Source organism: Streptomyces sp. NPDC101490 (genome assembly GCF_044767145.1).
Lineage (GTDB): Bacteria > Actinomycetota > Actinomycetes > Streptomycetales > Streptomycetaceae > Streptomyces.
Genome location: NZ_JBIWNI010000035.1, coordinates 14238 through 39648 on the forward strand (window position 1 = coordinate 14238; position 25411 = coordinate 39648).

General features: G+C 72.8%; 22 protein-coding genes and 1 riboswitch. Of the genes, 7 read left to right on the top strand and 15 right to left on the bottom strand.

The window, feature by feature from the left end; translation table 11 throughout:
• The first annotated feature begins 154 nt into the window (after positions 1-154).
• Positions 155-784 carry a uridine kinase gene (locus ACIRQY_RS33765; RefSeq protein ID WP_403932148.1) on the top strand — a complete coding sequence of 210 codons (630 nt, stop codon included), beginning with the start codon at positions 155-157 and terminating at the stop codon, positions 782-784.
• A 308-nt stretch (positions 785-1092) separates the two neighbouring features.
• On the top strand, positions 1093-3015 hold the full coding sequence (locus ACIRQY_RS33770; RefSeq protein ID WP_403932150.1) for an AAA family ATPase: 1923 nt from the start codon (positions 1093-1095) through the stop codon (positions 3013-3015).
• A gap of 67 nt (positions 3016-3082) precedes the next feature.
• On the opposite strand, the gene ACIRQY_RS33775 is transcribed toward ACIRQY_RS33770, so the two are convergent.
• The 10 genes from ACIRQY_RS33775 to ribD form a co-directional block, all read right to left on the bottom strand.
• Positions 3083-4132, bottom strand: coding sequence for a hemolysin family protein (locus ACIRQY_RS33775; protein ID WP_403932153.1), 1050 nt, complete (start codon positions 4130-4132; stop codon positions 3083-3085).
• Complete coding sequence (locus ACIRQY_RS33780) at positions 4129-5505, bottom strand: hemolysin family protein (RefSeq protein WP_403932156.1); 1377 nt, start codon at positions 5503-5505, stop codon at positions 4129-4131. Before ACIRQY_RS33780 ends, ACIRQY_RS33775 begins: the two co-directional genes overlap by 4 nt.
• Positions 5506-5779: 274 nt before the next feature.
• Entirely contained in the window at positions 5780-6232 is a 453-nt protein-coding gene (locus ACIRQY_RS33785) for a PH domain-containing protein (RefSeq protein WP_403932159.1), read from the bottom strand.
• Between the two features lie 40 nt (positions 6233-6272).
• Complete coding sequence (gene hisG / locus ACIRQY_RS33790; protein WP_351787660.1) at positions 6273-7121, bottom strand: ATP phosphoribosyltransferase; 849 nt, start codon at positions 7119-7121, stop codon at positions 6273-6275.
• A gap of 60 nt (positions 7122-7181) precedes the next feature.
• The gene (locus ACIRQY_RS33795) at positions 7182-7454 is read right to left on the bottom strand and encodes a phosphoribosyl-ATP diphosphatase (protein WP_030551960.1); all 273 of its coding nucleotides are present in this window, start codon (positions 7452-7454) and stop codon (positions 7182-7184) included.
• 33 nt (positions 7455-7487) lie between these two features.
• Positions 7488-7973, bottom strand: a complete 486-nt coding sequence (gene ribH / locus ACIRQY_RS33800; protein ID WP_351787657.1) for a 6,7-dimethyl-8-ribityllumazine synthase — start codon at positions 7971-7973, stop codon at positions 7488-7490.
• A 28-nt stretch (positions 7974-8001) separates the two neighbouring features.
• Positions 8002-9318: a bifunctional 3,4-dihydroxy-2-butanone-4-phosphate synthase/GTP cyclohydrolase II gene (locus ACIRQY_RS33805; RefSeq protein WP_403932163.1), complete on the bottom strand. Its 1317-nt coding sequence runs from the start codon at positions 9316-9318 to the stop codon at positions 8002-8004.
• A complete protein-coding gene (locus tag ACIRQY_RS33810; protein WP_351787710.1) occupies positions 9315-9890 on the bottom strand; it encodes a nicotinamide mononucleotide transporter family protein in 576 nt (191 codons plus the stop codon). The genes ACIRQY_RS33805 and ACIRQY_RS33810 overlap by 4 nt, the downstream gene beginning before the upstream one ends.
• 56 nt (positions 9891-9946) lie before the next feature.
• The gene (locus ACIRQY_RS33815; RefSeq protein ID WP_351787652.1) at positions 9947-10555 is read right to left on the bottom strand and encodes a riboflavin synthase; all 609 of its coding nucleotides are present in this window, start codon (positions 10553-10555) and stop codon (positions 9947-9949) included.
• Positions 10556-10557: 2 nt separating this feature from the next.
• On the bottom strand, positions 10558-11622 hold the full coding sequence (gene ribD / locus ACIRQY_RS33820) for a bifunctional diaminohydroxyphosphoribosylaminopyrimidine deaminase/5-amino-6-(5-phosphoribosylamino)uracil reductase RibD (protein ID WP_403932189.1): 1065 nt from the start codon (positions 11620-11622) through the stop codon (positions 10558-10560).
• A gap of 203 nt (positions 11623-11825) precedes the next feature.
• A riboswitch (FMN riboswitch) is annotated at positions 11826-11956 on the bottom strand.
• Positions 11957-12228: 272 nt separating this feature from the next.
• Here ribD and ACIRQY_RS33825 point away from each other — a divergent pair.
• Positions 12229-14610: a chitinase C-terminal domain-containing protein gene (locus ACIRQY_RS33825; RefSeq protein ID WP_403932166.1), complete on the top strand. Its 2382-nt coding sequence runs from the start codon at positions 12229-12231 to the stop codon at positions 14608-14610.
• 278 nt (positions 14611-14888) lie between these two features.
• On the opposite strand, the gene ACIRQY_RS33830 is transcribed toward ACIRQY_RS33825, so the two are convergent.
• Complete coding sequence (locus ACIRQY_RS33830) at positions 14889-16013, bottom strand: ROK family transcriptional regulator (RefSeq protein WP_403932169.1); 1125 nt, start codon at positions 16011-16013, stop codon at positions 14889-14891.
• Between the two features lie 106 nt (positions 16014-16119).
• On the opposite strand from ACIRQY_RS33830, the gene ACIRQY_RS33835 reads away from it, so the two are divergent.
• The 3 genes from ACIRQY_RS33835 to ACIRQY_RS33845 all read left to right on the top strand — a co-directional run bounded on the left by ACIRQY_RS33835 (position 16120) and on the right by ACIRQY_RS33845 (position 19733).
• Positions 16120-17334: an MFS transporter gene (locus ACIRQY_RS33835; protein ID WP_403932172.1), complete on the top strand. Its 1215-nt coding sequence runs from the start codon at positions 16120-16122 to the stop codon at positions 17332-17334.
• A 113-nt stretch (positions 17335-17447) separates the two neighbouring features.
• The gene (locus ACIRQY_RS33840; protein WP_403932175.1) at positions 17448-18854 is read left to right on the top strand and encodes a uracil-xanthine permease family protein; all 1407 of its coding nucleotides are present in this window, start codon (positions 17448-17450) and stop codon (positions 18852-18854) included.
• A gap of 72 nt (positions 18855-18926) precedes the next feature.
• Entirely contained in the window at positions 18927-19733 is an 807-nt protein-coding gene (locus ACIRQY_RS33845; RefSeq protein ID WP_403932177.1) for a DUF5995 family protein, read from the top strand.
• 55 nt (positions 19734-19788) lie between these two features.
• On the opposite strand, the gene ACIRQY_RS33850 is transcribed toward ACIRQY_RS33845, so the two are convergent.
• From ACIRQY_RS33850 to ACIRQY_RS33860, 3 genes are all read right to left on the bottom strand, one after another.
• Positions 19789-21486, bottom strand: a complete 1698-nt coding sequence (locus tag ACIRQY_RS33850) for a flavin monoamine oxidase family protein (RefSeq protein ID WP_403932180.1) — start codon at positions 21484-21486, stop codon at positions 19789-19791.
• 58 nt (positions 21487-21544) lie between these two features.
• Entirely contained in the window at positions 21545-22351 is an 807-nt protein-coding gene (locus ACIRQY_RS33855; protein ID WP_403932182.1) for a carbon-nitrogen hydrolase family protein, read from the bottom strand.
• A 440-nt stretch (positions 22352-22791) separates the two neighbouring features.
• Positions 22792-23247: an Lrp/AsnC family transcriptional regulator gene (locus ACIRQY_RS33860; protein WP_351787626.1), complete on the bottom strand. Its 456-nt coding sequence runs from the start codon at positions 23245-23247 to the stop codon at positions 22792-22794.
• Between the two features lie 278 nt (positions 23248-23525).
• On the opposite strand from ACIRQY_RS33860, the gene ACIRQY_RS33865 reads away from it, so the two are divergent.
• On the top strand, positions 23526-24599 hold the full coding sequence (locus ACIRQY_RS33865) for a GDSL-type esterase/lipase family protein (RefSeq protein WP_403932184.1): 1074 nt from the start codon (positions 23526-23528) through the stop codon (positions 24597-24599).
• Between the two features lie 22 nt (positions 24600-24621).
• Here the strand turns inward: ACIRQY_RS33865 and ACIRQY_RS33870 are convergent, their stop codons facing one another.
• Entirely contained in the window at positions 24622-25146 is a 525-nt protein-coding gene (locus ACIRQY_RS33870) for a GNAT family N-acetyltransferase (protein ID WP_403932186.1), read from the bottom strand.
• Between the last annotated feature and the right edge of the window lie 265 nt (positions 25147-25411).

Genomic DNA, 25411 nt, shown 5'->3' on the forward strand with positions numbered 1-25411 from the left:
CCGGGCACGGGCGGTCCGCCCGGCCCACTATCGCGGCTCCCGGCGGGCCTCCGCCAGCACCTCGCCCCGCGTCGCCGCACCGATGAGGCACTCGGCCGATGACGGTGCTACCTCGTCGGCCCGCGGCGGTCCCCCGCTCCCCTACCCTGGGTCCATGAACGACCTCGACCGCGCGGCACAGGCGCTGCTCCGGCTGCCGCCCTCCTGCGGACCGGTCCGGCTGGTCGCGGTCGACGGCCACGCGGGCTCCGGCAAGTCCACCCTCGCCACCCGTCTCTCCGCGGCACTCGGCGACGCCCCCGTGCTCCACCTCGACGACCTCGCCACGCACGAGGAGCCGTTCGGCTGGACCGGCGGGCTCCGGGAGCAGGTCGTCGAGCCCTTCACCCGCGGCGGGGCCGCCTCCTTCCGTCCGTACGACTGGCGGCTGCGGCGCTTCGGCGAGCCCCGGCCGCTGCCGCCCGCTCCGGTGGTCCTTGTCGAGGGGGTCGGAGCGGGCCGGAGGGAGGTGCGCCCGTTCCTGGCGTGGCTGCTGTGGATGGAGCGCGGGGCGGAGGAGTCCTGGGGGCGGGGGCGTCGGCGGGACGGTCCGGAGCAGGCCGCGTTCTGGGACGGATGGACCGTGGCGGAGACTCGCCATTTCGCCCAGGACCCCTCCCGTCCCTTCGCCGACACCCTGGTACGCGAGTGTCAGAAGGGTTACGAATGGCTCAGTGGGCCCTCCGTGACAGCGGTCGCGGACCAGATCATCACCCACCGTGACGGCTTCATGTCCGTGAACTGAGGGTCACCTCATCCGCTTCCGCAAGTGCCTCAACTCTGCTTGACCCAAGGGGCGTACAGGTCTTACGTTCTGAATGTGCGGCTTTCCGAAGCCGCCGCGGACGCGAAGCCCCCGGTTGTTCCCCCGTGATCGGGGGCTTCGTTCTGCCCCGGGAACCCTCACCCGGCTCCTCCGTGACCCCTGCCGCTCACCCAGGGTCACCACTTCCGGATCATGCGCTTCTCCTTAATCACACGCACCCTGCGCAGGTACGATGCCCCCAGGTGCGGTCAAATCCCGTCCATGCGAAGACGGTTGTGGGGGACCCGATGGACATCGGCACGCAGGGCGCGCAGGCCCCCGCCGAACTCGCCTGGCTGCGCGGCGTCGACGCCTACACGATGGGCGCCTACCCGCAGGCAGAGGACGAGTTCCGGACGGCGGTACGCGTCGACCCCGGAATGGCGGACGCCTGGCTCGGGCTGCACGCCCTGAGGGTCGACACCACGACCGCGCTGCTGCGCATGTACCGCAACCGCGAGCGCTTCGGCGAGCAGCGGACCCGGTACCGGCGCCCCCTGAACTCCTGGTACTGGCTCGGCTGGTGGGTGCAGCCGGTCCTGGAGAGCCCGCGCGACCTGCTGCTCGCGCACGCCTCCCACTGGCTCGACGGCCGTCACGTACCCGAGCTGGACCGCGCCCTCGCCGGGCTCCCCCCGGTCGACACCGACCCCCAGGTACGTTTCCTGCACGCCTGCCGCGCCTATCTCGTCAAGGACTGGGACCAGCTCGTCCGGCACACCGAGACCCTCGTCGACGACCCGCTCCTCGGCATCGAGGCGGGCCTCTTCGGCGGGATGGCCCGGGTCCGCCTGGAGATGTACGGGCAGGCCGAGCCGCTGCTCTCCACCTCCCTGATGCGGTGCCGCAGCGAGCAGCCCCAGCGCAAGGAGCTGCGCTACTGGCTCGCCCGCGCCCACGAGGGCACCGGACGCAGCGCCGCCGCGCTCCCCCTCTACCGGGCCGTGCACCGGATCGACCCGACGTTCATGGACACCGCCGCCCGGCTCGCGGCCATCGCGGAGTACGACGGCTTCGAGGGGTACGACGGCCTGGACGACCCGACCGGGCTCGCCACGGTCGCCCTGGGCACCGTCGGCGGGGGGCTGGGGCAGGACGCGGGGGAGGTCGCCCCGGGCACCGAGCCCGACACCGGCGGCCCCCTCGGGGACGGGCTGCGCTTCGCGCCCGAACCGGTGCCCCCGGCACCCGCCGCCACCCCGCCCGAGACCGCCCGGCGGAAGGGCCCCCTACCCTCGCAGCCCGCTCCCCCGCGCTTCCCGGCCGGGCCCACCGATCCCGCCCTGCTCGCCGAGGCGCTCGCCGAGCTGGAGGGCATGGTGGGGATGGAGCCGGTGAAACGGCAGGTCAAAGCATTGTCGGCGCAGCTGGAGATGGCACGGCTGCGGGCCGGACAGGGCCTGCCGGTCCAGCCTCCCAAACGTCACTTCGTCTTCTCCGGGCCCTCCGGCACCGGCAAGACCACGGTCGCCCGCATCCTCGGCCGGGTGTTCTACGCCCTCGGGCTGCTCGGCGGCGACCATCTCGTGGAGGCCCAACGGGCCGATCTGGTGGGCGAGTTCCTCGGCCAGACGGCGGTGAAGGCGAACGAGCTGATCGACTCGGCGGTGGGCGGGGTCCTCTTCGTCGACGAGGCGTACGCGCTCTCCAACACCGGCTACAGCAAGGGCGACGCCTACGGCGACGAGGCGCTCCAGGTCCTGCTCAAACGGGCCGAGGACAACCGCGACCACCTGGTGGTGATCCTGGCCGGATATCCCGAGGGCATGGACCGCCTCCTCGGCGCCAACCCCGGTCTCTCCTCCCGGTTCACCACCCGCGTCGACTTCCCCTCGTACCGGCCGCTGGAACTCACCGCGATCGGCGAGGTCCTCGCGGCGGCCAACGGGGACGGCTGGGACGACGAGGCCCGCGACGAGCTGCGCTCCATCAGCGCACACGTCGTCGAGCAGGGCTGGATCGACGAGCTGGGCAACGGGCGCTTCCTGCGCACCCTGTACGAGAAGTCCTGTGCCTACCGTGACCTGCGGCTCTCCGGCTATCCGCACACGCCCACCCGGGACGATCTGGCGACCCTGCGGCTCGCCGACCTCATGCAGGCGTACGGCGAGGTCCTCTCCGGCCGGGGCCCGGTCGACCGGGGTCCCCAGCAGGAACCGCCGGGCTACTGACGGCCCGCGCACGGCGGGCGGTGTCCGAAGGGCCGTGGGCCCGGAGGTGCTCCGGGCCCACGGTTCCCTACGGGGCGGGCACCCGGTCCGGGAGGAGCCGGTGGGCCGGATCGCGGACCTCGCCCACCAGTTTCTCCAGGACGTCCTCCAGGGCGACCAGGCCGAGGATCCGGCCCGCGCCGTCCGCCACCTGCGCCAGATGGGTCGCGGCCCGGCGCATCACGGTGAGGGCGTCGTCGAGGGGCAGTTCGGCGCGGACCGTCGCCATCGGCCGCCACAGCCGCTGGGGCACCGCCCGCTCCCGCTCCTCCAGGTCGAGGACGTCCTTCACGTGCACGAAGCCCATGAAGGTGCCCCGGGCCTCGGCCCGTACCGGGAAGCGCGAGTACCCGGTGCGAACGGTCAGCTCCTCGATCTCCCGGGGGGTGACCGTCGGCGGGACCGTGACCAGCGAAGCGGAGGTGATGAGGACCTCCGTCACCGGGCGCGTCCCCAGTTCGAGGACGTCCTCCAGACGCTCCTGCTCGGCCGGGTCGAGCAGTCCGGCCTGACCGGCGTCCTCGACGAGCCTGCCCAGCTGGACACTGGTGAAGACCGCCTCCACCTCGTCCTTCGGCTCCACCCCGAACGCCCGCAGGACCAGCCGGGCGCAGGCGCCCAGCCCGGTCGTCACGGGCCGGCAGAGCCGGGCGAAGCCGACCAGACCGGGGGCGAGCCAGAGCGCGGTCCGCTCGGGCGCGGCCATCGCCAGGTTCTTCGGGACCATCTCGCCGATGACGAGATGCAGGAAGACGACGGCGGCGAGGGCGACGACATAGCCGAGCGGGTGGATCAGCGCGTCCGGGACCCCGACCGCGTGGAAGACCGGTTCGAGGAGACGGGCGACGGACGGCTCGGCGACCGCGCCGAGCGTCAGCGAGCAGACGGTGATGCCGAACTGCGCGGCCGCCATCATCCTCGGCAGGTTCTCCAGGCCGTACAGGACCTGCTGGGCACGGGCGCCGCCGAGCGGCTCGATCTGGCTGCGGCGGACGGAGACGAGCGCGAACTCGGCCCCGACGAAGAAGCCGTTGGCCAGTACCAGGAGGACGGCGAACAGCAGGGGAAGGGTGCTCATCGGACCGCCTCCGCCGCCACCGGGACCCGGAGCGCGGCCCCGCCGGTCTCCCGGCCGGGTGCCGGGCCCGTCCGGACGATCCGGACGCGCTCGGCCCGGTAGCGGTCGACCTGCCGCACCGAGAGCCGCCAGCCGGGGAGTTCGGCACGGTCACCGGGGGCGGGGATGCGCCCGAGGAGATCGGCGACGAGCCCGGCGACGGTCTCGTACGGTCCTTCGGGCACGTCGAGACCTATCCGGCGCAGGGCGTGGACCCGGCAGGAGCCGTCGGCGTCCCAGGCGGGCCGGCCGTCCTCGGCGGGTGCGGCGGCCAGCTCGGGCCGCCCGTCGGCCGGGGTGTCGTGCTCGTCACGGACCTCGCCGACGAGTTCCTCGACGATGTCCTCCAGGGTGACGACCCCGGCCGTGCCGCCGTACTCGTCGACGACGACCGCGATGGGCTGCTCCCTGCGCAGCCGCTCCAGGAGGGCCTGGGCGGGCAGCGATTCGGGGACCAGGAGCGGGGGGACGGCGATCCGGCCGACGGGGGTCCGCAGCCGGGCGTGCGGGGTGACGGCGAGCGCGTCCTTGAGGTGGACCATGCCGACGATCTCGTCGATGCGGTCCCGGTAGACCGGGAAGCGCGAGAGGCCGGTGGCCCGGGTGAGGTTGAGGACGTCGGCGGCGGTGGCGTCCCACTGGAGGGCACTGACCTTCACCCGCGGGGTCATGAGCTGCTCCGCGGTGAGACCGCCGAGGGACAGGGTCCGTACGAAGAGGTCGGCGGTGTCCTGTTCGAGGGCACCGGCCCGCGCCGAGTGCCGGGCCAGGGAGACCAGCTCGCCGGGGGTGCGGACCGAGTCCAGCTCCTCGGTGGGCTCGACGCCCAGGAGCCGGACCAGCCGGTTCGCGACCCGGTTGAGCAGGGAGATCACCGGCCGGAAGACGGCGGAGAAACAGCGCTGCGGGGTGGCGACGAAGCGGGCCACCTGGAGCGGCCGGGAGACCGCCCAGTTCTTGGGCACCAGCTCCCCGACCACCATCTGGACGGCGGCGGCGAGCAGCATCCCGGTCACCACCGCGGTCCAGGAGACGACGCCCCCGGGCAGTCCGGTGGCGGTGAGCGGTCCGCGCAGCAGTCCGGCGAGCGCGGGCTCGGCGAGCATGCCGACGACGAGGGAGGTGATCGTGATGCCGAGCTGGGTGCCGGAGAGCTGGAAGGACAGCTCGCGCAGGGCGGTGACGACGGTGCGGGCGCGCCGGTCACCGGTGGCCGCGGCGCGCTCGGCCTCGGCGCGCTCCACGGTCACGAGACCGAACTCGGCGGCCACGAAGAAGCCGTTGGCGAGGACGAGGACGAGGGCCGCGACGAGCGGCAGAAGAGAGACGATCATGCCGCCGCCTCCTGGGAGGGGGCGGCGCGGGTACTACCGGACGATCCGTCCATTGCTGGAGGGAGTCACTCCTCGGGTAGAAGGGCGGCCCCGCGGGCCGCGACCGCGGCCCTGCACACGCGAGGCGGTGGTGCGCTCGGCACCACCGCCTCCAGAGTAGTCACGCGAAGGCCCCGAGGGGCAGAGGGTCGGCCCCGGACGGGGGACGGACCGGGGTCGTCCCGTACGGGGAGGACGTGCCTCCCCCGAGGGGTCCCGGGACCCGGCCGGACCGTCAGGCCGCGGCCACGCCCGTCCCGTGGGTGTCCGCCAGGGCCCGCAGGGCGCGGGCGTCGCGGATCGCCGACTCCTTGGCGATCCCCGGCTGGATGCCGAGCGCCGGGAGGCTGGTGCCGTCGCTGAGGTCGAGGAAGACCCACGGGTCGCCGGGGCGCAGATTGACCTTGAGGATCTCCGCCCAGGCGAGTCGCCGGGTCCGGGTGATGTTGACGACCGTGACGCCCTCGGTGTCGGCGACGACCTTGGGGCGGCTGAGCAGCACCAGGACCCCGGCGAGCATCGCAGCGGTGAAGACGAAGCTGACGCGCTCCCCCGGCCCGAGGCGGTCCAGCATCAGTGCCACGGCGGTGATCACGACGAACATCACGGTCGCCATCGTCAGCAGGATCGCCCGGGTGCGCCCGGGACGGAAGGTGACCGGCAGGGCGGGCGCGGACGGCTGGGACATCAGGGTTTCCTCGGGGCCTCGGGGCGTGCGAGCCGTGCCGTCAGAGACGGCAGGCGTGGATGGCGGTGGTGAGGATGGCGCGGGCGCCGATCTCGTACAGGTCGTCCATGATCCGCTGCGACTCCTTGGCGGGGACCATCGCGCGGACGGCGACCCAGCCCTCGTTGTGCAGCGGGGAGACGGTCGGCGACTCCAGGCCCGGGGTGAGGGCGACGGCCTGCTCCAGGTGCTCGGCCCGGCAGTCGTAGTCCATCATCACGTACGAGCGGGCGACGAGGACGCCCTGGAGGCGGCGGAGGAACTGCTGCGCCTGCGGGTGGTCGGCGTCGGCGCCCTGACGGCGGACGACGACCGCCTCGGAGGTGAGGATCGGGTCCCCGATGACCTCGAGGCCCGCGTTGCGCAGGCTGGTGCCGGTCTCGACGACGTCCGCGATGACCTGGGCGACGCCCAGCTGGATCGCGGTCTCGACGGCGCCGTCGAGGTGCACGACGGAGGCGTCGATGCCCTGGTCGGCGAGGTGCTTGGCGACGATGCCCTCGTAGGAGGTGGCGATCGTCATGCCGCCGAAGTCCTGGGGGCCGCTCGCGGTGCCGGGCCGCGTGGCGTAACGGAAGGTGGAGCGGCCGAAGTTCAGCGCGAGGATCTCCTCGGCGCTGGCGCCGGAGTCCAGGAGCAGGTCACGGCCGGTGATGCCGATGTCCAGCTTCCCGGAGGCGACGTAGATCGCGATGTCCTTGGGGCGCAGGTAGAAGAACTCGACCTCGTTGCCGGGGTCGATGACCACCAGTTCCTTGGACTCCTTGCGCTGGCGGTAGCCGGCCTCATGGAGCATTGCCGACGCAGGTCCGGAGAGGGAACCCTTGTTGGGAACGGCGATGCGCAGCATGGGGTGAGCTTCCTTTGCCTGGGACGGTGGGACGGGAGGGTGGAGTCGGGGAACGCGTGCTCAGAGGTGGGCGTAGACGTCGTCGAGCGAGATCCCGCGGGCGACCATCATCACCTGGACGTGGTACAGCAGCTGCGAGATCTCCTCGGCGGCGGCTTCCTTGCCCTCGTACTCGGCGGCCATCCAGACCTCGGCGGCCTCTTCGACGACCTTCTTGCCGATGGCATGGACGCCCTTGTCCACCAGTTCCGCGGTGCGGGAGGTAGCCGGGTCGCCGGTCTCGGCCTTGAGCTTGAGCTCCGCGAAGAGCTCTTCGAAGGTTTTGTTCGCCATGATGGTCCTAGGGTACGGGGTGGGGGTCGCGTGTCAGCGCCAGGGTTCGCTGACCGTACGGAGGATGGTGGCGGTCGCGACGGCGGCGGTGACGGCCTCGTGGCCCTTGTCCTCGGAGGAGCCTTCGAGCCCGGCCCGGTCGAGGGCCTGCTCCTCGGTGTCGACGGTGAGGACGCCGAATCCGACGGGTACGCCGGTGTCGACCGAGACCTGGGTGAGGCCCTGGGTGACGCCCTGGCACACGTACTCGAAGTGCGGTGTTCCGCCCCTGATGACCACACCGAGCGCCACGACGGCATCGTAGCCGCGCCCGGCGAGGACCTTGGCCACGACCGGGAGTTCGAAGCTGCCGGGGACGCGGAGCAGGGTGGGCTCGTCGATGCCGAGTTCGCTCAGGGCCCGCAGGGCGCCGTCGACCAGGCCGTCCATGACCTTCTCGTGCCACTGGGCCGCGATGACGGCGACCCGGAGGTCGCCGCAGTTCTTCACGCTGAGGACGGGTGCGCCCTTGCCGCTCATGTCTCTCCTTGTCGGTGACGTGCTTCGGTTACTGGTTGCCGCAGCCGGCGGCAGGCGTGCCGTCCAGCCAGGGCAGGTCGTGGCCCATCCGGTCCCGCTTGGTGGTGAGGTACCGGACGTTGTGCTCACCGGCCGTGACCGGCATGGGCTCGCGGCCCTCGACGGTCAGGCCGTGCCGGGTGAGCGCGTCGATCTTGTCGGGGTTGTTGGTCATCAGCCGGAGGCTGCGGACGCCGAGGTCGGTGAGGATGCGGGCGCCCGCCGCGTAGTCGCGGGCGTCGGCGGGCAGTCCCAGTTCCAGGTTGGCGTCGAGGGTGTCCCGGCCGCGTTCCTGGAGCTCGTACGCGCGCAGCTTGGACAGCAGGCCGATGCCCCGGCCCTCGTGGCCCCGGAGGTAGACGACGACTCCGCGGCCCGCCTCGGTGACGCGGTCGAGGGAGGCGTGCAGCTGGGGGCCGCAGTCGCAGCGCAGCGAGTGGAAGACGTCACCGGTGAGGCACTCGGAGTGGAGGCGGACCAGGACGTCCTCGCCGTCGCCGATCTCGCCGTGGACGAGGGCGACGTGTTCGACGCCGTCCACGGTGGAGCGGTAGCCGTAGGCGGTGAAGTCGCCGTGCGCGGTGGGCAGGCTGACCTCGGCCTCGCGGCGGACGGTGGGTTCGGCGGAGCGGCGGTAGGCGATCAGGTCCTCGATGGAGATGATCGTGAGGCCGTGCTTGCGGGCGAAGGGGACCAGTTCGGGGAGGCGGAGCATGACGCCGTCCTCGCCCGCGATCTCGACGATCGCGCCGGCCGGGCGGAGGCCCGCGAGCCGGGCGAGGTCGACGGCGGCCTCGGTGTGCCCGTTGCGGGCGAGGACGCCGCCGGGCCTGGCGCGCAGCGGGAAGACGTGGCCGGGGCGGACGAAGTCGGACGGTTCGTGGCGGCCGCTCGCCAGCATCCGCAGGGTGGTGGCGCGGTCGGCGGCGGAGATGCCGGTGGTGACGCCGTGCGCGGGGGACGCGTCGACGGAGACGGTGAAGGCCGTGCGCATCGACTCGGTGTTCCGGTCGACCATCTGCGGGAGCTGGAGGCGGTCCAGCTCCTCCGTCTCCATGGGGGCGCAGATCAGGCCGCGGCACTCGCTCATCATGAAGGCGACGACCTCGGGGGTGGCCATCTCGGCGGCGATGACGAGGTCGCCCTCGTTCTCGCGGTCCTCGTCGTCGACGACGACGACCGGGCGTCCGGCGGCGATGTCGCGGACGGCCTGTTCGACGGGGTCGAGGGCGAGGTCGGTGACGTCCCAGAGGGCGGTCCCGGAGGACTGCCGGCCTTCGGGGGCGCGGGAGGGGCTGGCGCTCATGCGTGGGCTCCCTTCAGAGCGGGGGTGCGCGTCCTGAGCCACCAGTCGCGCATGCCCCAGAGGACCAGGGCGAAGTAGATGACGTAGACCAGACCGGAGAAGGCGAGACCGCTGTGGAAGGCGAGCGGGACGCCGACGAGGTCGACGAGGAGCCAGGCGAACCAGAACTCGACCAGGCCGCGGGCCTGGGCGATCATCGCGACGAGGGTGCCGACGAAGATGTACGCGTCGGCCCAGGGGCTCCAGGAGAGCGACGGGTAGAGGGTGAAGAGGCCACCGACGGCGAGGGTGCCGAGGACGGCGCCGCCGACGAGCAGCCCGCGCTCCTTCCAGCTGGCGAAGCGGACCGCGATGGAGCCGTCCTGGGCATGCTGCCTGCCCCGGTTCCACTGCCACCAGCCCCAGGCGGCGACGCCGATGACGAGGAGCTGCTTGCCGACGCCGCCGGAGAGGTGGGCGGAGGAGTAGGCGCCGACGAGGATCAGGCCGGAGAGCAGCTGGGCGGGCCAGGTGAGGATGGAGCGGCGCCAGCCGAGGGCGAGGGCGATCAGACCGATCGTGTTGCCGATCATGTCGGACCACAGGATGCGCTGGTCGAGGACGGTGAACGCCTCGGAGTTGAGCCAGTTCACTTCACGTCCTCCCGGGCGTTCGGGCCGAGCAGCCGCTCGACGTACTTGGCGATGACGTCCACTTCGAGGTTGACGGGGTCGCCGGGCCGCTTGATGCCGAGGGTGGTCAGGTCGAGGGTGGTGGGGATGAGGCTGATGGTGAACCAGTCGTCGGTGACCTCGACGACGGTGAGGCTGACGCCGTCGACGGTGATCGAGCCCTTCTCGACGACGTACCGGGAGAGGTGCGCGGGCAGCCCGACCCGGACGAGTTCCCAGTGCTCGGAGGGGGTCCGCTCCAGGATCGTGCCGGTGCCGTCCACATGGCCCTGGACGATGTGGCCGCCGAGCCGTCCGCCGACGGCCATGGGCCGTTCGAGGTTGACGCGGGAGCCGGTCTCCAGGGCGCCGAGGGAGGACCGCTTGAGGGTCTCGGCCATGACGTCGGCGGTGAAGGTGCCGTCGCCGCACTCGACGACGGTGAGGCAGACGCCGTTGACGGCGATGGAGTCGCCGTGCCGGGCGCCCTCCGTGACCAGGGGGCCGCGCAGCCGGAAGCGGGAGGCGTCCGTGAGCTGCTCGACGGCGACGACCTCGCCCAGTTCTTCGACGATTCCGGTGAACACGGTCAGGCTCCCTTGGGGGTGGCGGTGGACTGCGGGGTGGCGGTGACGCGGAGGTCGGGGCCGATCCGGACGGTCTCGGTGACGTCGAGCCGCAACGCCTGCGCGAGGGTGCCGATTCCGGCGTCGGCGAGGGCGGCGGGGCCCGCGCCGAGGAGGACCGGGGCGAGGTAGCCGACGACCTGGTCGACGGCGCCCGCGGCGACGAAGGCGCCCGCGAGGGTGGGGCCGCCTTCGAGGAGGACGGAGCGGACGCCGCGCGCGTGGAGGGCGTCCAGGAGGGCGGGGACGGACAGCCCGCGTCCGGCCCTGGGGAGGCGGAGGACGTCGGGGAGGTCGGTGTCGGCGTCCTCGGCGACCGCGATCAGGGTGGGCGCGGCGTCGTCGAGGACCCGGGCGCCGGGGCGTACGGCCTTCGCCTCGGTGTCGACGACGACACGGAGCGGCTGTACGGCCCCTTCGACGCCGCGGACGGCCAGGTGGGGGTCGTCGGCGCGGGCGGTGCCGGAGCCGACGACGACGGCGTCGGACTCGGCGCGGAGCCGGTGGACGTCGGCGCGGGACCCGGCGGAGCTGATCCAGCGGGAGGTGCCGTCGGCGGCGGCGGTCCGGCCGTCGAGGGTGGCGGCGTACTTCCAGCGGACGAAGGGGCGGCCCTTGCGGACGGAGGTGAGCCAGGCGGTGTTGACCGCTTCGGCCTCGGCCTCCAGGAGTCCGTGTTCCACGGTCACGCCCGCCGCGCGCAGGGTGCCGGCGCCGCCGGTGGCCCGCGGGTCCGGGTCGCCGACCGCGTACACGACCCGGCTGATCCCGGCCTCGATCAGGGCCTGGGTGCAGGGGCCGGTGCGGCCGGTGTGGTCGCAGGGTTCGAGGGTGACATAGGCGGTGCCGCCCCGGGCGAGGACACCGGCCTCGCGCAGGGCGTGGACCTCGGCGTGGGGGCCGCCCGCGCGCTGGTGGAAGCCTTCGCCGGCAGGGTGGCCGGAGGCGTCGGTGACGACACAGCCGACGACCGGGTTGGGGCTGGTGGCGCCGAGACCGCGGGCGGCGAGTTCGACGGCGCGTCGCATGGCGGTGGTGTCGGTCTGCCGTGCCACCGGGTCCTCCTGCCTCTTCGGGCACGGACTCCGGGGCCTGTCGATGACGACAGAGAGCGGGAACGACTCCTTCGTACGGGTGCGCCGAGGCCGCGTCGCACGGGTACGCCGGGTCGGGTACGACACGGCGACCAGCGGACGTACGGCCGATGCGCCCCGAAGAGAGGGGTCACCCGCCGCGCACTGCCTCCCATCCGGACTTTCACCGTCGGTCCAGGAATCTCACCTGGTCAACCGGCCGCTGGCTGCGGACGGGTCGCGGACTATAACCGCCGGTTCGGAATTACACCGACCCCGGAGTGCGCTGCTGCTGATACAGGGCCAGTGTGCCACGTCCCACAAGGGGCGATACGGCCCCGAGCCTGTGGGCTGGCTCACACGCTCTCACAGAATTCTCTGTTGGTACAGACCTATTGACGCACTGGTCTAGTCCTCTTAATGTCCGTGTCACCTCCGAGGTACCGGTCCGACGGCGTGCGCACTCCACGGGCCCAACACGACCCACCCCCTTGCTCGTTGTCCTGAACTCCTCCCACGCCGCGAGGCGCGGGGGAACCCCCACTCCAGGAGGACCCGATCGTGTTGTCCCCCACCGCGAAAAGAGCCTCGCTGCTCGCGTCCGGCGCGGCCGTCGCCGGGCTGCTGCTCAGCTCCCTCTCCGGCGGCGTCTCGTACGCCGCCGACAACGAGTCCTGTCGCCCCGACGGGCTCTACAAGACCCCGGGCGTCGACGTCCCGTACTGCTCGGTGTACGACACCGAGGGCCGCGAGAAGATGGGCGCCGACCACCAGCGCCGCGTCATCGGCTACTTCACGGGCTGGCGCACCGGGAAGAACGGCGAGCCCGCGTACCTCGCCAAGGACATCCCGTGGCAGAAGATCACCCACATCAACTACGCCTTCGCCCACGTCGGCGGTGACAACAAGCTGTCCGTGGGCACGGACGGCCCGAACAACGCCGCCACCGGGATGACCTGGCCCGGTGTCGTGGGCGCCGAGATGGACCCCGCACTCCCCTACAAGGGCCATTTCAACCTGCTCAACAAGTTCAAGAAGCAGTACCCGGACGTGAAGACGCTGATCTCCGTCGGCGGCTGGGCCGAGACCGGCGGCTACTTCGCGGACAACGGCGACCGGGTCAACTCCGGCGGCTTCTACTCGATGGCCACCAACGCCGACGGCTCGGTCAACCAGGCCGGGATCAACACCTTCGCCACCTCGGCCGTCGACTTCATCCGGAAGTACGGGTTCAACGGCGTCGACATCGACTACGAGTACCCGACGACCATGAGGGACGCGGGCAACCCGCTCGACTGGCAGCTCGCCAACGCGCGCCGCGCCGGACTCGTGCAGGGCTACGCGGCCCTCATGAAGTCCCTGCGCGAGAAGCTGGACACGGCCGGCGCCGCCGACGGCAAGCACTACCTGCTGACCGTCGCCGCCCCCTCCTCCGGCTACCTGCTGCGGGGCATGGAGACGTTCCAGATGCAGAAGTACCTGGACTACGTCAACATCATGTCCTACGACCTGCACGGCGCCTGGAACGAGTACGTCGGCCCCAACGCCTCCCTCTTCGACGACGGCAAGGACGGCGAACTCGCCGCCGCCAACGTCTACGGCTCGGCGCAGTACGGCAACATCGGGTACCTCAACACCGACTGGGCCTACCACTACTTCCGCGGCTCCATGCCGGCCGGCCGCATCAACATCGGCCTGCCCTACTACACCCGCGGCCACAAGAACGTGCAGGGCGGCACCGACGGCCTCTGGGGCAAGGCCAGCGCGGCCACCTGCCCGGCCGGAGCGGGCCTGACCAAGTGCGGTGACGGTGCCGTCGGCATCGACAACCTGTGGCACGACAAGGACACCGCCGGCAAGGAGTCCCCCGCGGGCTCCAACCCGATGTGGCACGCCAAGAACCTGGAGAAGGGGATCGTCGGCGACTACGTCACGCAGTACGGCTTCCCGGCGAACACCACCCTGACCGGCACCTACGCCCGCAAGTACGACGCGACCCTGGTCGCCCCGTGGCTGTGGAACGCGCAGAAGAAGGTCTTCCTCTCCACCGAGGACGAGCAGTCGGTGGCCGCCAAGGCCGACTACGTGGTCAGCAAGGGCATCGGCGGCACCATGGTCTGGGAGATGGCCGGTGACTACGCCTGGAACGCCGCCAAGGGCCAGTACGAGATGGGCTCGACGCTCACCTCGCTGATGTACGACAAGTTCAAGGCGGCCACGCCGTACGGCGCCAAGAAGTCGAACAAGGCGCTGCCGACCCAGGCCGTGAAGATCGACACCCAGTTCACCGAGTTCAAGCTGGGCGACTCGAACTACCCGATCACCCCGAAGATCAAGATCACCAACAACACGGCGACGGCGCTCCCGGGCGGCACGGAGTTCCAGTTCGACTACGGGACCTCGGCCCCGGCCAACGCCTCCGACCAGTCGGGCTTCGGCACGAAGGTCATCAGCAGCGACCACACCGGCGGCAACGTGGGCGGCCTGAAGGGCGACTTCCACCGCGTCTCCCTGAAGCTCCCGGCCTGGCAGTCGCTGGCCCCGGGCGCGACGATCGACCTGGCGTTCAACTACTACCTGCCGGTGACCACCCCGTCCAACTGGACGGTGAACATCAGCGGCACGACGTACGCCCTCGCCGGTGATCTGGCGCGCGGTACGACGGTGGTGGAGCCCGGCTCCACGACCCCGCCGACGACCCCGCCGACCACGCCTCCGACGACCCCGCCCACGACCCCGCCGACCACTCCCCCCACCACCCCTCCGACGACCCCGCCCACGGGCTGCACCGGGACGACGGCGTACGTGGCCGGCTCGGTCTACAACGCGGGCGTCGAGGTCTCCCACAAGGGCCGCAAGTACAAGGCCCAGTGGTGGACCCAGAACGAGGAGCCGGGCACGACCGGCGCCTGGGGCGTCTGGAAGGACCTCGGCCCCTGCTGAGGCCCACCCACTAGCACGCTCATGACGCACCACCCGTAGGACTCCGGCGGGGACACACGGCCCTTGCCCCCGCCGGAAGCCCACCGCGCCGCGCTCCCCTGTCCGGGGCGCGGCGCGGTGGTGTTTCCCGGGGGTCCCGGAGGGGCGGCCCCGTACGGCTCCCGCCGTGCGAGGGCGCCCTTCCCGCCGGGGACGACCCCGTCGGGGACGGCTCCCCGGGGGACACTCCCGTCAGGGCCCCCGCCCATGCGCGCGTCGAGCCCCCGTCGGGGCGGCCCCTACGGGAACAGTTCCTCCTGGGCCGCGTCCCTGGCCCTCAGCAGGGCGCCCCTGAGGACCGCCGCGTCGCCCAGGGTCGTCGCGCGGACCTGCGTACGGAGCGGGGAGAGGGCGGCCAGCTCCGCCTCCACGCGGGCGGCCAGCTCCGGGCCGCCCGCGTGGCCGGTCTCCCCCGCGAGGACCAGACAGCCGGGGTCGAGCACGGAGACGACCGCCGCCGCCCCGACGGCCAGACGGCGGGCGAGGGCGTCCAGGAAGGGGCCGTGGCCCGAGCCGAGCGCGGTGGCCGGATCGAGCCCGTGGGAGGCGGCAAGGGCCGCGACGGCCGCCGTGCAGGCCAGCTCGTGGAAGCCGCCGTCGCAGCCGGTCGCCGAGGGCAGCCCGGAGGTGCCGGGGACCGGCAGGAAACCGATCTCGCCCGCGCCGCCCGAGGCCCCCCGGCGCAGCCGCCCGTCGAGGACGACGGCGGCGCCGACGCCCTGGCCGAGCCAGAGCAGCACGAAGTCCTCCCGGCCACGGGCCGCGCCCTCGCGCAGTTCCGCGACGGCGGCGAGATTGGTCTCGTTCTCGACGAGGACCCGGGCCGGGAGCCGCTCCTGGAGGACGCCGACGAGCCTGCGGTGCCAGGCGGGCAGTCCTGAGGAGTCGCGGAGCTCGCCGCTGGCCGGGTCGATGAGCCCGGGAGCGCCGACGGCCACGCTGTGCAGCCGGTCGGCGCCCGCCTCCGCGACGGCCCGCTGCAGCAGGGTGACCGCCTTCTCGACGGCCGGTCCGGTGCCGTGGTCGTCGCCGACGGGCACGGACGCCTCGGCGAGGGCGGAGCCGAGCAGATCGGTGACGGTGACGGTGACCGAGCGGGTACGGACGTCGAGGGCGGCGAGGTGCGCGCGGTCGGCGACGAGTCCGTACAGCTTGGCGTTGGGGCCCCGGCGCTCGGCTCCGGACTCCCCCACGACATGGACGAGCCCGGAGCCCCGGAGCCGTTCGACGAGATCGGCGACGGTGGGACGGGAGAGACCGGTGAGGGTCTTGAGCTGAGTGGCCGTCAACGGGCCTTCGTCCTGGAGCAGTCGCAGGGCGAACCGGTCGTTGATGGCTCGTGCCGTGCTCGGGGATGCTGCCATGCGGCGATCCTCTCAGAAGCTTCCCGGTCGTCGGTGTCGTCCGCGAGCTATTTATCAGGCAGGGTTCCTGATAGTTTACCGGCCACCACGACCCGAGGGAGGGCCCATGGCGGCGCAGAACGTCACCAGCACCGAACGTCTGCGGCGGGCGCGCTTCGCCGTCGCCGCCGTCTTCTGCGTCCACGGCGCGGTCACCGGCAGTTTCGCCACCCGCATCCCCTGGATCCAGGAGCACGCGGGGGTCAGCGCCGGACAGCTCGGGCTGGCACTCGCCTTCCCCGCCCTCGGCGCCTCCGTCGCCATGCCGCTCGCCGGGTCCGTCTCGCACCGCTTCGGCGCCCGCCCGGCGCTGCGCGGACTGCTCGCGCTCTGGACGCTCGCCCTGATCCTGCCCTCGCTCTCGCCCAACATCTGGGGGCTCTGCGGCGCGCTCTTCGTGTACGGCGCCACCGCCGGGATGTCCGACGTGGCGATGAACGCGCTGGGCGTCGAGACCGAGAACCGGCTCGGCCGGTCCATCATGTCCAGCCTGCACGGCATGTGGAGCGTGGGCGCCCTCATCGGCTCCGCGGCGGGCACGGTCGCCGCGCACCTCGGCGGCGACGCCCGGATCCACCATCTGATCGCCGCCCTCGTCCTGACCGCCCTCGGGCTCCTCTTCTGCCAGGGCGTGCTCGACGTCCGCAGCACCCCGGAGGAGGAGGCGCCGCCGCGCTTCTCGCTGCCGCCGAAGTCCGCGCTGGTCATCGGCGCGGTCGGCTTCTGCGCGGTCTTCGCGGAGGGCGCCAGCCTGGACTGGTCGGCCGTCTACCTCCGTGACGAGCTGGGCGGCTCCGCCGGTCTCGCCGCCGCCTCCACCACCGCCTTCGCGCTGATGATGGCCGTCGCCCGGCTCGCCGGCGACCGGGTCGTGGACCGCTTCGGCGCGGTCCGCACGGTACGGGTCGGGGGCGCCGCCGCCACCCTCGGCGGGGTCATGGTCGTCGTCGCCCCGCACGCCGCCGTCGCCATGGCCGGTTTCGGTCTGATCGGGCTCGGCGTCGCGGTCGTCGTCCCGCTCGCCTTCGCCGCCGCCGGGCGCAGCGGCCCGAACCCCAGCCAGGCCATCGCGGGTGTCGCCACCATCACGTACACCTCCGGTCTCATCGCCCCCTCGGCGATCGGCGGCATCGCGAACGCGACCTCCCTGGTCTTCTCGTTCGGCCTGGTCACCCTGCTCTCGCTGGGGCTCGTCCTGGGCGCGGGGGTGCTCAGGACGGAGGGCCGCAGGGCCGCCTCGAAGCCCTCCGCCGCGGAGAAGGCCCCGGGGCCCGTCGGATAGGTCCGGCGCCCCGGGCGGCGCCCGCACGTCCGGGGTCCCGATGGCGCATACCATGTGGCTGATCTTTTGCGGTCACGACACGGCCGCCGGAACCGGAGAACGGGAGCGACCTCATGAACCTCGGCGTGCGCTGGACCCTGCACGGCGACGGGCGAACACCCGCTCCCGGCGCCGTCGTCCGCCCGGACGAGCGGCTCTCCTGGCCCCGTACGGCCGGTCTCGGAGCCCAGCACGTGGTCGCCATGTTCGGGGCGTCGTTCGTGGCTCCGGTCCTCATGGGCCTGGACCCGAACCTGGCGATCATGATGTCGGGCGTGGCGACCGTGATCTTCCTGCTCGCCACGCGCGGGACGGTCCCCTCGTACCTGGGCTGCTCGCTCTCCTTCGTCGGGGTCGCCGCCGCGATCCGTGCCTCGGGCGGCAGCAGCGCCACCGTGACCGGCGCGGTGCTCGTGGTCGGCGCGGTGCTCTTCCTCGCCGGGCTCGCGGTCCGCAGGTTCGGGGCGCGGATCATCCACGCGGCGATGCCGCCGGTGGTGACGGGCGCCGTGGTCATGCTGATCGGCTTCAACCTGGCGCCGGTCACCGCCTCCACCTACTGGCCGCAGGACCAGTGGACGGCGCTCCTGGTGATGCTGTTCACCGGTCTGGCCGTGGTGTGTCTGCGGGGCTTCTGGTCCCGGATCGCGATCTTCCTCGGTCTGCTCTTCGGCTACGGCATCTCCTGGGTCTTCGACCTCGTCTTCGGCAAGATCCACTCGATGTCCCCGTCCGGTCAGGTCGCCGACCACTGGCGGCTGGACCTGTCGGGCGTCGGCAAGGCCGACTGGATCGGTCTGCCGTCGTTCCACGGCCCCAGCTTCGAGTGGTCGGCGATCCTGGTCGCGCTGCCCGTCGTCATCGCCCTGATCGCGGAGAACGCGGGGCACGTCAAGGCCGTGGGCGAGATGACCGGCAAGCCGCTGGACGACCAGCTCGGCACGGCCATCGCCGCCGACGGCGCCGCCTCGATGCTGTCGACCGCGGTGGGCGGCCCGCCGAACACCACGTACTCCGAGAACATCGGCGTCATGGCCGCCACCCGGGTCTACTCGACCGCCGCCTACTGGGCCGCCGCCGGTTTCGCGCTGCTCTTCGGCCTCTGCCCGAAGTTCGGCGCGATCGTCGCCGCGATCCCCGGCGGTGTCCTCGGCGGCATCACCGTGATCCTGTACGGCATGATCGGCCTGCTCGGCGCCCAGATCTGGATCAACGCCAAGGTCGACCTCCGCAACCCGCTCAACCTGGTCCCCGCCGCCGCGGGCATCATCATCGGCGTCGGCGGCGTGAAGCTGACCTTCACCGACACCTTCGAGCTGGGCGGCATCGCGCTCGGCACGATCGTCGTCATCACCGGCTACCACGTGCTGCGGGCCTTTGCCCCCGCCCACCTCAAGGAGCAGGAGCCGCTCCTCGACTCCGGCACCAGCTCGTACGAGGGCACCCCGGACGACGGGACCGGAACCCCGACGAAGGGCTGAGCGGTTCGCCCGTTCTGGGTAAGCCGGTCCCGGGGAGTTCCCTCCGGGCCCGGCTGCTGGGAACCTGCCCCCATGGAGCGGACCCAGCGGCGGCGGCACGTACCGGCAGGCCCGAGCGAGCCGAGCGGCCCGAGCGACCGGGACGGCCGGGACGGCCGGGACGACCGCGACGACCCGGCGACGGAACCGGCCGGGCGGCCGCTCGGTCCGTTCCTCGCGGTCGATCCGGTCCTGGACCGGCTGCGGGCGCTGCGCTCCGCCTGGCACCCGGCCGACGGCGTCGCCGTCTTCAACCGGGTCTATCTGACCGTGACCGAGGAGATCGGGCACGCCGTCGAGGCGGGCGGCTTCCCCGACCGGCGGGCCGCGGGCACGCTCGGCACACGGTTCGCCGGGCGCTATCTCGCGGCGGTCGACGCCGTCGCGGACGGCACACCCGCCCCCGCCTGCTGGCGGCCCCTCTTCCACTTCCGCCGCCATCCCGGCGTACGGCCGCTCCAGTTCGCGCTGGCCGGGATCAACGCCCACATCGGCCACGACCTGGCCCTCGCGGTGGTCGACGCCTGTCACGACCTGGAGTGCGCGCCCGCCGATCTGGAGGACGAGTACGACCGGGTCGGGGACGTGCTGGTCCTCCTGGAGGAGCGCATCCGGGAGGAGCTGATGCCGGGCCCGGACCTCCTGGAGGTCGCGGACCCGCTCACCCATCTGCTCGGCTGCTGGAGCCTGGACCGGGCCAGGGACGGGGCCTGGCTCGCGGCCCGCTCGCTGTGGCAGCTCCGTGCCCTGCCCGGCCTCGCGGAGGAGTTCACCGAGCGGCTCGACCGGTCGGTGGGCCTGGTGGGACGGATGCTGCTCACCCCTCTGAGCCGCCCCTGAGCCGCCCCTGAACCGGACGGCCCGCGCCGCCCGCCGGGCGGCGTGTCGGGGCGGCTCAGTCCTCCGGCAGCTCGACCGGGGCGATCTCGTCGTACACGTCGCCCGGACCGGGGTTGGTCGCGTCCGTGCCGCCGCCGAAGTGGTGCATCACGCCCCACACCGCGTTGAGCGCCGTCTGCACCGCGCCCTCGGCCCAGCCCGCCGTCCAGGAGATGTCGTCGCCCGCGAGGAAGATGCCCCGCTTGTCCTCGGGCAGCCGGTCCTGCATGAAGTGGGTGAAGAGACGGCGCTGGTAGCGGTAGTGCCCCGGCAGGTTCGCCTTGAAGGCGCCCATGAAGTAGGGCTCGTTCTCCCAGGACACGGTCACCGGATTGCCGATGACGTGCTTGCGGATGTCGACGTCCGGGTAGATCTCGCCGAGCGACTTCAGCATGACCTCCATCCGCTCGTTCGCCGAGAGCGGCAGCCACTTCAGGCTGTCGTCGCACCAGGTGTACGAGAGGCAGATCACGGCCGGCCTGTCCGGGCCGTCGTCCAGGAGGTAGGTGCCGCGGGTCATCCGGTCGGTGAGCGTCATCGACATGACGTCCCGGCCCGTCCGCTCGTCCTTGTCCAGCCAGAACGGCCGGTCGACCGGGACGAACAGCTTCGACGACTCCATGTAGTGGGTGCGTTCGATCGCCGTCCAGTGGTCGATCGGGAAGAGCGAGTCGTCGCAGGCGATCTTGGACAGCAGCATCCAGGACTGGGCGGTGAAGACCGCCGCCGGGTAGGTGCGGATGTCTCCGGAGGCGTCCGTGACGGTGATCCGGTTGCCCGCCGTGCGGTTCAGCCGGGTGACGGCAGGCCGCGGGGCGCCCCCGTGGAGGGAGCTGAGCGACGTGCCCTGCGCCCAGTGCACGATCTTCTCCGGGGCGCGCTCCCAGAGGCGCAGCGGCAGCTGCTGCGAGCCGCCGACGATGCCGCGGTGGTGGTCGTCGGCCTCGGTGTAGACGACGCGGAGGATCTCCAGGATGGAGTTGGGGAAGTCGGTGTCCCAGCCGCCGGTGCCGAAGCCGACCTGGCCGAAGATCTCGCGGTGCCGGAAGGACTTGAAGGACTCCGCGTCGCACAGGAAGCCGTAGAAGGTCTGGTTGTCGAGCTTCTCGACGAGCCGCGACCAGATCTCCCGGATGCGCGGGACGTCCCGCTCGCGCATGGCGCGGTTCATGTCGGAGAAGTCGGCGCCCTCTTCGAGGCAGGCGTTCCAGGCGTTCATCACATCGCGGTAGACCTGCGGCAGGTCGTCGACGGTGGTGGCGTAGTGGGACTCGCCCTTGAGGTCGACGACGGTCGACGGGGTCGCCTCGGCGAGCGGGTTCGGGAACGGCGTGGTCTCGAGGCCCACCAGGTCGATGTAGTGCTGGAGCGCGGTCGAGGAGGGCGGGAAGCGCATGGCGCCCATCTCGGCGGTGAGGCCCTCGGTGGCGGTGCCCTCGAAGCCGACCGTGCGCAGCCGTCCGCCGATCTGGTCGGCCTCGTAGACGACGGGCCGCAGACCCATCTTCATCAGCTCGTACGCGGCGATGACGCCGGAGAGCCCGCCGCCGATGACCGCGACCTCGGTGCCGTGCCCGGTGGCCGGTATCTGCCCGAGTCCGGCCGGGTGGGCCAGGAAGTCGTCGTAGGCGTACGGGAAGTCCGGACCGAACATGGTGATCGGCGGCTGGCCGTCGCTGTGCGGGACGGCTGTCGTGGGCACCGTGGACGTCATGGGGTACGGACTCCTTGCGCGGATGGGGAAGAGCGGAGACGGGCGGCGGGGCGGCCGGTCAGACGAGGGGGCCGTAGAGCCCGGGGCGCCGGTCGGCGAGGTAGGGGTTGGCCGCCCGGGACACCGCGAGGAAGCCGGGGTCGACATCGCCGAGGACCAGGTCCTCGCCCCGTCCCGCGCGGGCGCGGGCGGTGCCGTCGGGGGCGGCGAGGGTGGAGAGGCCGACGAACTCGAACTCGCCCTCGGGGCCGGTCCGGTTGGCGTACGCGATGTACAGCTGGTTCTCGAAGGCGCGCACCGGGACGACGGACTCGGCGACGACCTCGGCGGGGTGCATGAGCGCGGTGGGGACGAGGAGGAGGTCGGTCCCGGCCAGCGCCTGCGCCCGGACGTTCTCCGGGAACTCGACGTCGTAGCAGATCATCAGACCGACGGTGAGCCCGCCGAGCCGGGCCTGGACGACGCCCTCGTCGCCGGGCGTGAACCAGTGGTGCTCGAAGTCGCCGTACAGATGGGTCTTCCGGTAGTGCGCGAGCGGCTCGCCGTCGGCGCCGATGAGCTGGGCCGCGTTGTGGAGGACGCCGGGGCGCTCGGTGGACCGCTCCGGGTAGCCGTAGGCCACGGCCAGGCCGTGGCGCACGGCGACGGCGGCGACGGCACGGGCGGAGGGCCCGTCGGCGGGCTCGGCGAGGCGTCCTACGTCGGCGCCGATGGCGTACCCGGTGAGGAAGAGCTCGGGGGCGAGCAGCAGGCCCGCTCCGGCGGCGGCGGCGCGGGCCGCGGCCTCGTCGAGGAGCTTGAGGTTGGCGGCCACGTCACCGGGCTCGCCGGAGCTCTGGAGCAGGGCGGTGCGCAGCGCGGACATGCGTGGTCCTCGGGGGTTCGGAGTAGGGGGAGACGTCAGAAACGGTACGGTTCCGGACTCCGCCGGGACAAGGCGGCAGCGTTGCGGACCGACCGCCGAACCGTTGCGCGATCGGCGGGTGTGGCGGTGATTCGTTGCGTACGGCTCCGCCCGGGGCCGTACGGGTCCCCCGACGCGCGGTGGAGGAGGGACGCGACGGGAGGCGCGACCGGCTGGGCTACGGCTGGATCACGGGGGAGGAGTTCGCGGAGTCGCCGCCGTCCGGGGACACGGCCCCTTCCGGGAAGGCGCTGCCGGGCACCGGTGACTTCACGGCCCCGCCCCGGCCGGCCGGCCACCCGGCCGGGTGGACCGCGCCCGGGGGCGGGCGGCCGGAGGGTGGTGCGGGGACCACTGCCCGCGCCGCCCGGCCCGGCCCTCCCCCGGGCCGGGGCGCGGGATCAGGCGGGCGAGCCCGAGGAGAACCGCCTCAGCAGGGGGGAGAGCACCAGGACCGACTTGGTGCGCTCCACGAACGGCTCGCCCGCGATCCGCTCCAGGACCCGCTCGAAGTGGCGCATGTCCGAGGTGAAGACCTGGACGACGGCGTCCGCGTCCCCGGTGACGGTCGACGCGGACACCACCTCGGGGTACCGCTCCAGACCGCGCCGGATGTCGTCGGGCGAGGTGTTGTGGCGGCAGTAGATCTCGACGAAGCCCTCGGTCTCCCAGCCGAGCGCCGCCGGGTCCACCCGTACGGTGAAGCCGGTGATGGCGCCCTCGGCGCGGAGCCGGTCCACGCGCCGTTTCACGGCGGGCGCCGAGAGGCCGACGAGCGAGCCGATGTCGGCGTAGCTGCGGCGGGCGTCCTCCGCGAGGGCGTGGACGATGCGTTCGTCGAGGTCGTTGAGTCGCACTACGGGTGGATCACTTCTCTGCTGGGGGCCGTCGGCGCCTCGGTGGCCGACCGGTCGGGAGCGGCACGTGCGCCGCACAGGAAGTAGAACACGGGCCCGGCGTCCGTCCGGCGACCGAGGACCGTCCGTCCGGCGGCGGAGGGCCGTCCGGGCGACCGGCGGAGGGCCCGGGGAGTTCTCCGGCGGGCGGCGGAGGCCCCGGGGAGACCTCGCGCCCACCGCGTGTGCGTCGGCGCGTCGGGGGTGTGAACCGGGGCGCGCACGCGTATGGACTCCTCATGGCCCATGACCGACGCTGCGAGCCCCTGACGACCCCGCGATCGGAGGCCCCCGTGGACTGGCTCGACCCGGCACGCTTCCTGCGCGGTACGGCCTGGCTGGACGGGGACCGGCCGGTGCGCGCCGATCCCGCCGACCTCGCACGGCTGCCGTGGGACATCGCCGAGCGGGCCGCCCTGCCCATCGGGGTGCGGATCGAGTTCACGGCCGTGCCGGGCACGCGCGCGGTGCAGGTGCGCTACCGGGCGACGGTGCCCGAGCGGACCGATCCGCTGGCCGGGCTGCGTCACTGCTTCGCCCTGTGGCACGGTACGCGGCTGGTCGGCGAGACCTGTGCCGCCCCGGCGGCGGAGGCCACCGTCACCCTGCCGCTGCCGCCGGGCGGCGGGGTGTTCAGCGTCCACCTCCCGGAGGGGCAGGCGCCCGTCCCGCTGGGTCTGCGGGCCCTCGGCGGGGAGCTGTCGCCCGCTCCGGTCCTGCCCCGCTGGCTCGTCCACGGCGACTCGATCACCGAGGGCTGGTGGGCGACCCGGCCGGCCCGTTCCTGGCCCGCGACGGCCGGGCGGCTCCTCGGCCTCGACCCGGTCAATCTGGGGTACGCGGGCGGGGCGCGCGGCGAACTCGCGCTCGCCGAGCAGCTGGCCGGGCTCCCCGGCCGGCTGATCACCCTCGCCTTCGGCACCAACTGCTGGTCGCGGGTGCCCGCGACGGCCGAGTGGCTGTACGCCACGGTGCGGGCCTTCGTCGGTCTGGTCCGCCGGGGCCATCCGGACACCCCGCTGCTCGTCGTCTCACCGGTCCTGCGCCCGGAGGCCGAGGACCGTCCCAACGTCCTCGGCGCGACCCTGGCGGGGCTGCGCGGGGCCATGGAGCGCGCGGCCCGCGATCTGGCCGCCGAGGGCGACGGGCACCTCCTCGTGCTGTCCGGTCTGCCGCTGCTGGGCCCGGAGCACCTGGTGGACGGGCTGCACCCGGACGACCGGGGGCACGCGAGGATCGCGGCGGCGGTGGCGGAGGTCCTGCGGCCGCATGTGCCCGCCGGGGCCGCCGGGGCCGCCGACGGGCTTTCCTGACACCGGGCGGCACTCGGGCGGCTCAGCCGTCCGGCGCCATCAGTCTCCTGACCAGGAAGGTGCAGGGGTCGGCGTGCTCGTGCACGCGTCCCGCCGCGTCGGTCCGGCTCCAGCGGTCGGTGTACTCCACGACGGGCGTGTAGCCGAGCCGTGCGTACAGCGCCGCCGCGCGCGGGTTGTCGTGCCCCACGCCGAGCCCGAGGAAGGCGTGTCCCCGTGCCAGGGAGCGCTCCTCGGCGGCCCGGATCAGGGCCGTGCCGATGCCCAGGCCCCGCAGGTCCGCCCGTACGTGGAGGCCGTTGAACTCGGGGCAGTCGTCCACGGCGGCCCGTACTTCGGGGGCCGCGCAGCCGTCCCGGCGGAGCTGTCCGTGCCCGACCGGCACCCCGTCGCGCCAGGCGACGAGGTAGGCGCCCGCGCCGGTCTCCTGGCGGGCGAAGCGGTCGGCGTGCCGGGTCGGCGCCCCGGGCGCGGGAAGGTGGCGGTCGAGCAGGGGCACGTCGGCGGCCCGGCAGGGCCTGATGTCCGTGAGGTCTCCTCGGTCCATGCGCCGACCGTACGGGAACGCCGAGGGCCCCCGGGCGGAGTTTCCCGGGGGCCCTCGGAGGGAGCGGTGGCGGAGAATCGTCTCTCCGGGACCGACTGGGGCGTGCTTCGAAAGGAGCGTCGTCCGCCCGGCGGGCAGGCGGGACTTTCGGAACACGCCCCAGGGCGTGTCGCCCTAGTAGTGCTTTGTTACCGGGTCTTGTCGTGTCGGGTTTTCGGTAGTTCGCTGGCTGTATGAGGGCTGGGGAGCTTGTGGCGGTGCGGGG

Coding starts and splice junctions, on each gene's coding strand:
- ACIRQY_RS33765 (WP_403932148.1), top strand. CDS start 155: ATGAACGACCTCGACCGCGCGGCACAGGCGCTGCTCCGGCTGCCGCCC.
- ACIRQY_RS33770 (WP_403932150.1), top strand. CDS start 1,093: ATGGACATCGGCACGCAGGGCGCGCAGGCCCCCGCCGAACTCGCCTGG.
- ACIRQY_RS33775 (WP_403932153.1), bottom strand. CDS start 4,132: ATGAGCACCCTTCCCCTGCTGTTCGCCGTCCTCCTGGTACTGGCCAAC.
- ACIRQY_RS33780 (WP_403932156.1), bottom strand. CDS start 5,505: ATGATCGTCTCTCTTCTGCCGCTCGTCGCGGCCCTCGTCCTCGTCCTC.
- ACIRQY_RS33785 (WP_403932159.1), bottom strand. CDS start 6,232: ATGTCCCAGCCGTCCGCGCCCGCCCTGCCGGTCACCTTCCGTCCCGGG.
- hisG (WP_351787660.1), bottom strand. CDS start 7,121: ATGCTGCGCATCGCCGTTCCCAACAAGGGTTCCCTCTCCGGACCTGCG.
- ACIRQY_RS33795 (WP_030551960.1), bottom strand. CDS start 7,454: ATGGCGAACAAAACCTTCGAAGAGCTCTTCGCGGAGCTCAAGCTCAAG.
- ribH (WP_351787657.1), bottom strand. CDS start 7,973: ATGAGCGGCAAGGGCGCACCCGTCCTCAGCGTGAAGAACTGCGGCGAC.
- ACIRQY_RS33805 (WP_403932163.1), bottom strand. CDS start 9,318: ATGAGCGCCAGCCCCTCCCGCGCCCCCGAAGGCCGGCAGTCCTCCGGG.
- ACIRQY_RS33810 (WP_351787710.1), bottom strand. CDS start 9,890: ATGATCGGCAACACGATCGGTCTGATCGCCCTCGCCCTCGGCTGGCGC.
- ribD (WP_403932189.1), bottom strand. CDS start 11,622: ATGCGACGCGCCGTCGAACTCGCCGCCCGCGGTCTCGGCGCCACCAGC.
- ACIRQY_RS33830 (WP_403932169.1), bottom strand. CDS start 16,013: ATGGCAGCATCCCCGAGCACGGCACGAGCCATCAACGACCGGTTCGCC.
- ACIRQY_RS33835 (WP_403932172.1), top strand. CDS start 16,120: ATGGCGGCGCAGAACGTCACCAGCACCGAACGTCTGCGGCGGGCGCGC.
- ACIRQY_RS33840 (WP_403932175.1), top strand. CDS start 17,448: ATGAACCTCGGCGTGCGCTGGACCCTGCACGGCGACGGGCGAACACCC.
- ACIRQY_RS33845 (WP_403932177.1), top strand. CDS start 18,927: ATGGAGCGGACCCAGCGGCGGCGGCACGTACCGGCAGGCCCGAGCGAG.
- ACIRQY_RS33850 (WP_403932180.1), bottom strand. CDS start 21,486: ATGACGTCCACGGTGCCCACGACAGCCGTCCCGCACAGCGACGGCCAG.
- ACIRQY_RS33855 (WP_403932182.1), bottom strand. CDS start 22,351: ATGTCCGCGCTGCGCACCGCCCTGCTCCAGAGCTCCGGCGAGCCCGGT.
- ACIRQY_RS33865 (WP_403932184.1), top strand. CDS start 23,526: ATGGCCCATGACCGACGCTGCGAGCCCCTGACGACCCCGCGATCGGAG.
- ACIRQY_RS33870 (WP_403932186.1), bottom strand. CDS start 25,146: ATGGACCGAGGAGACCTCACGGACATCAGGCCCTGCCGGGCCGCCGAC.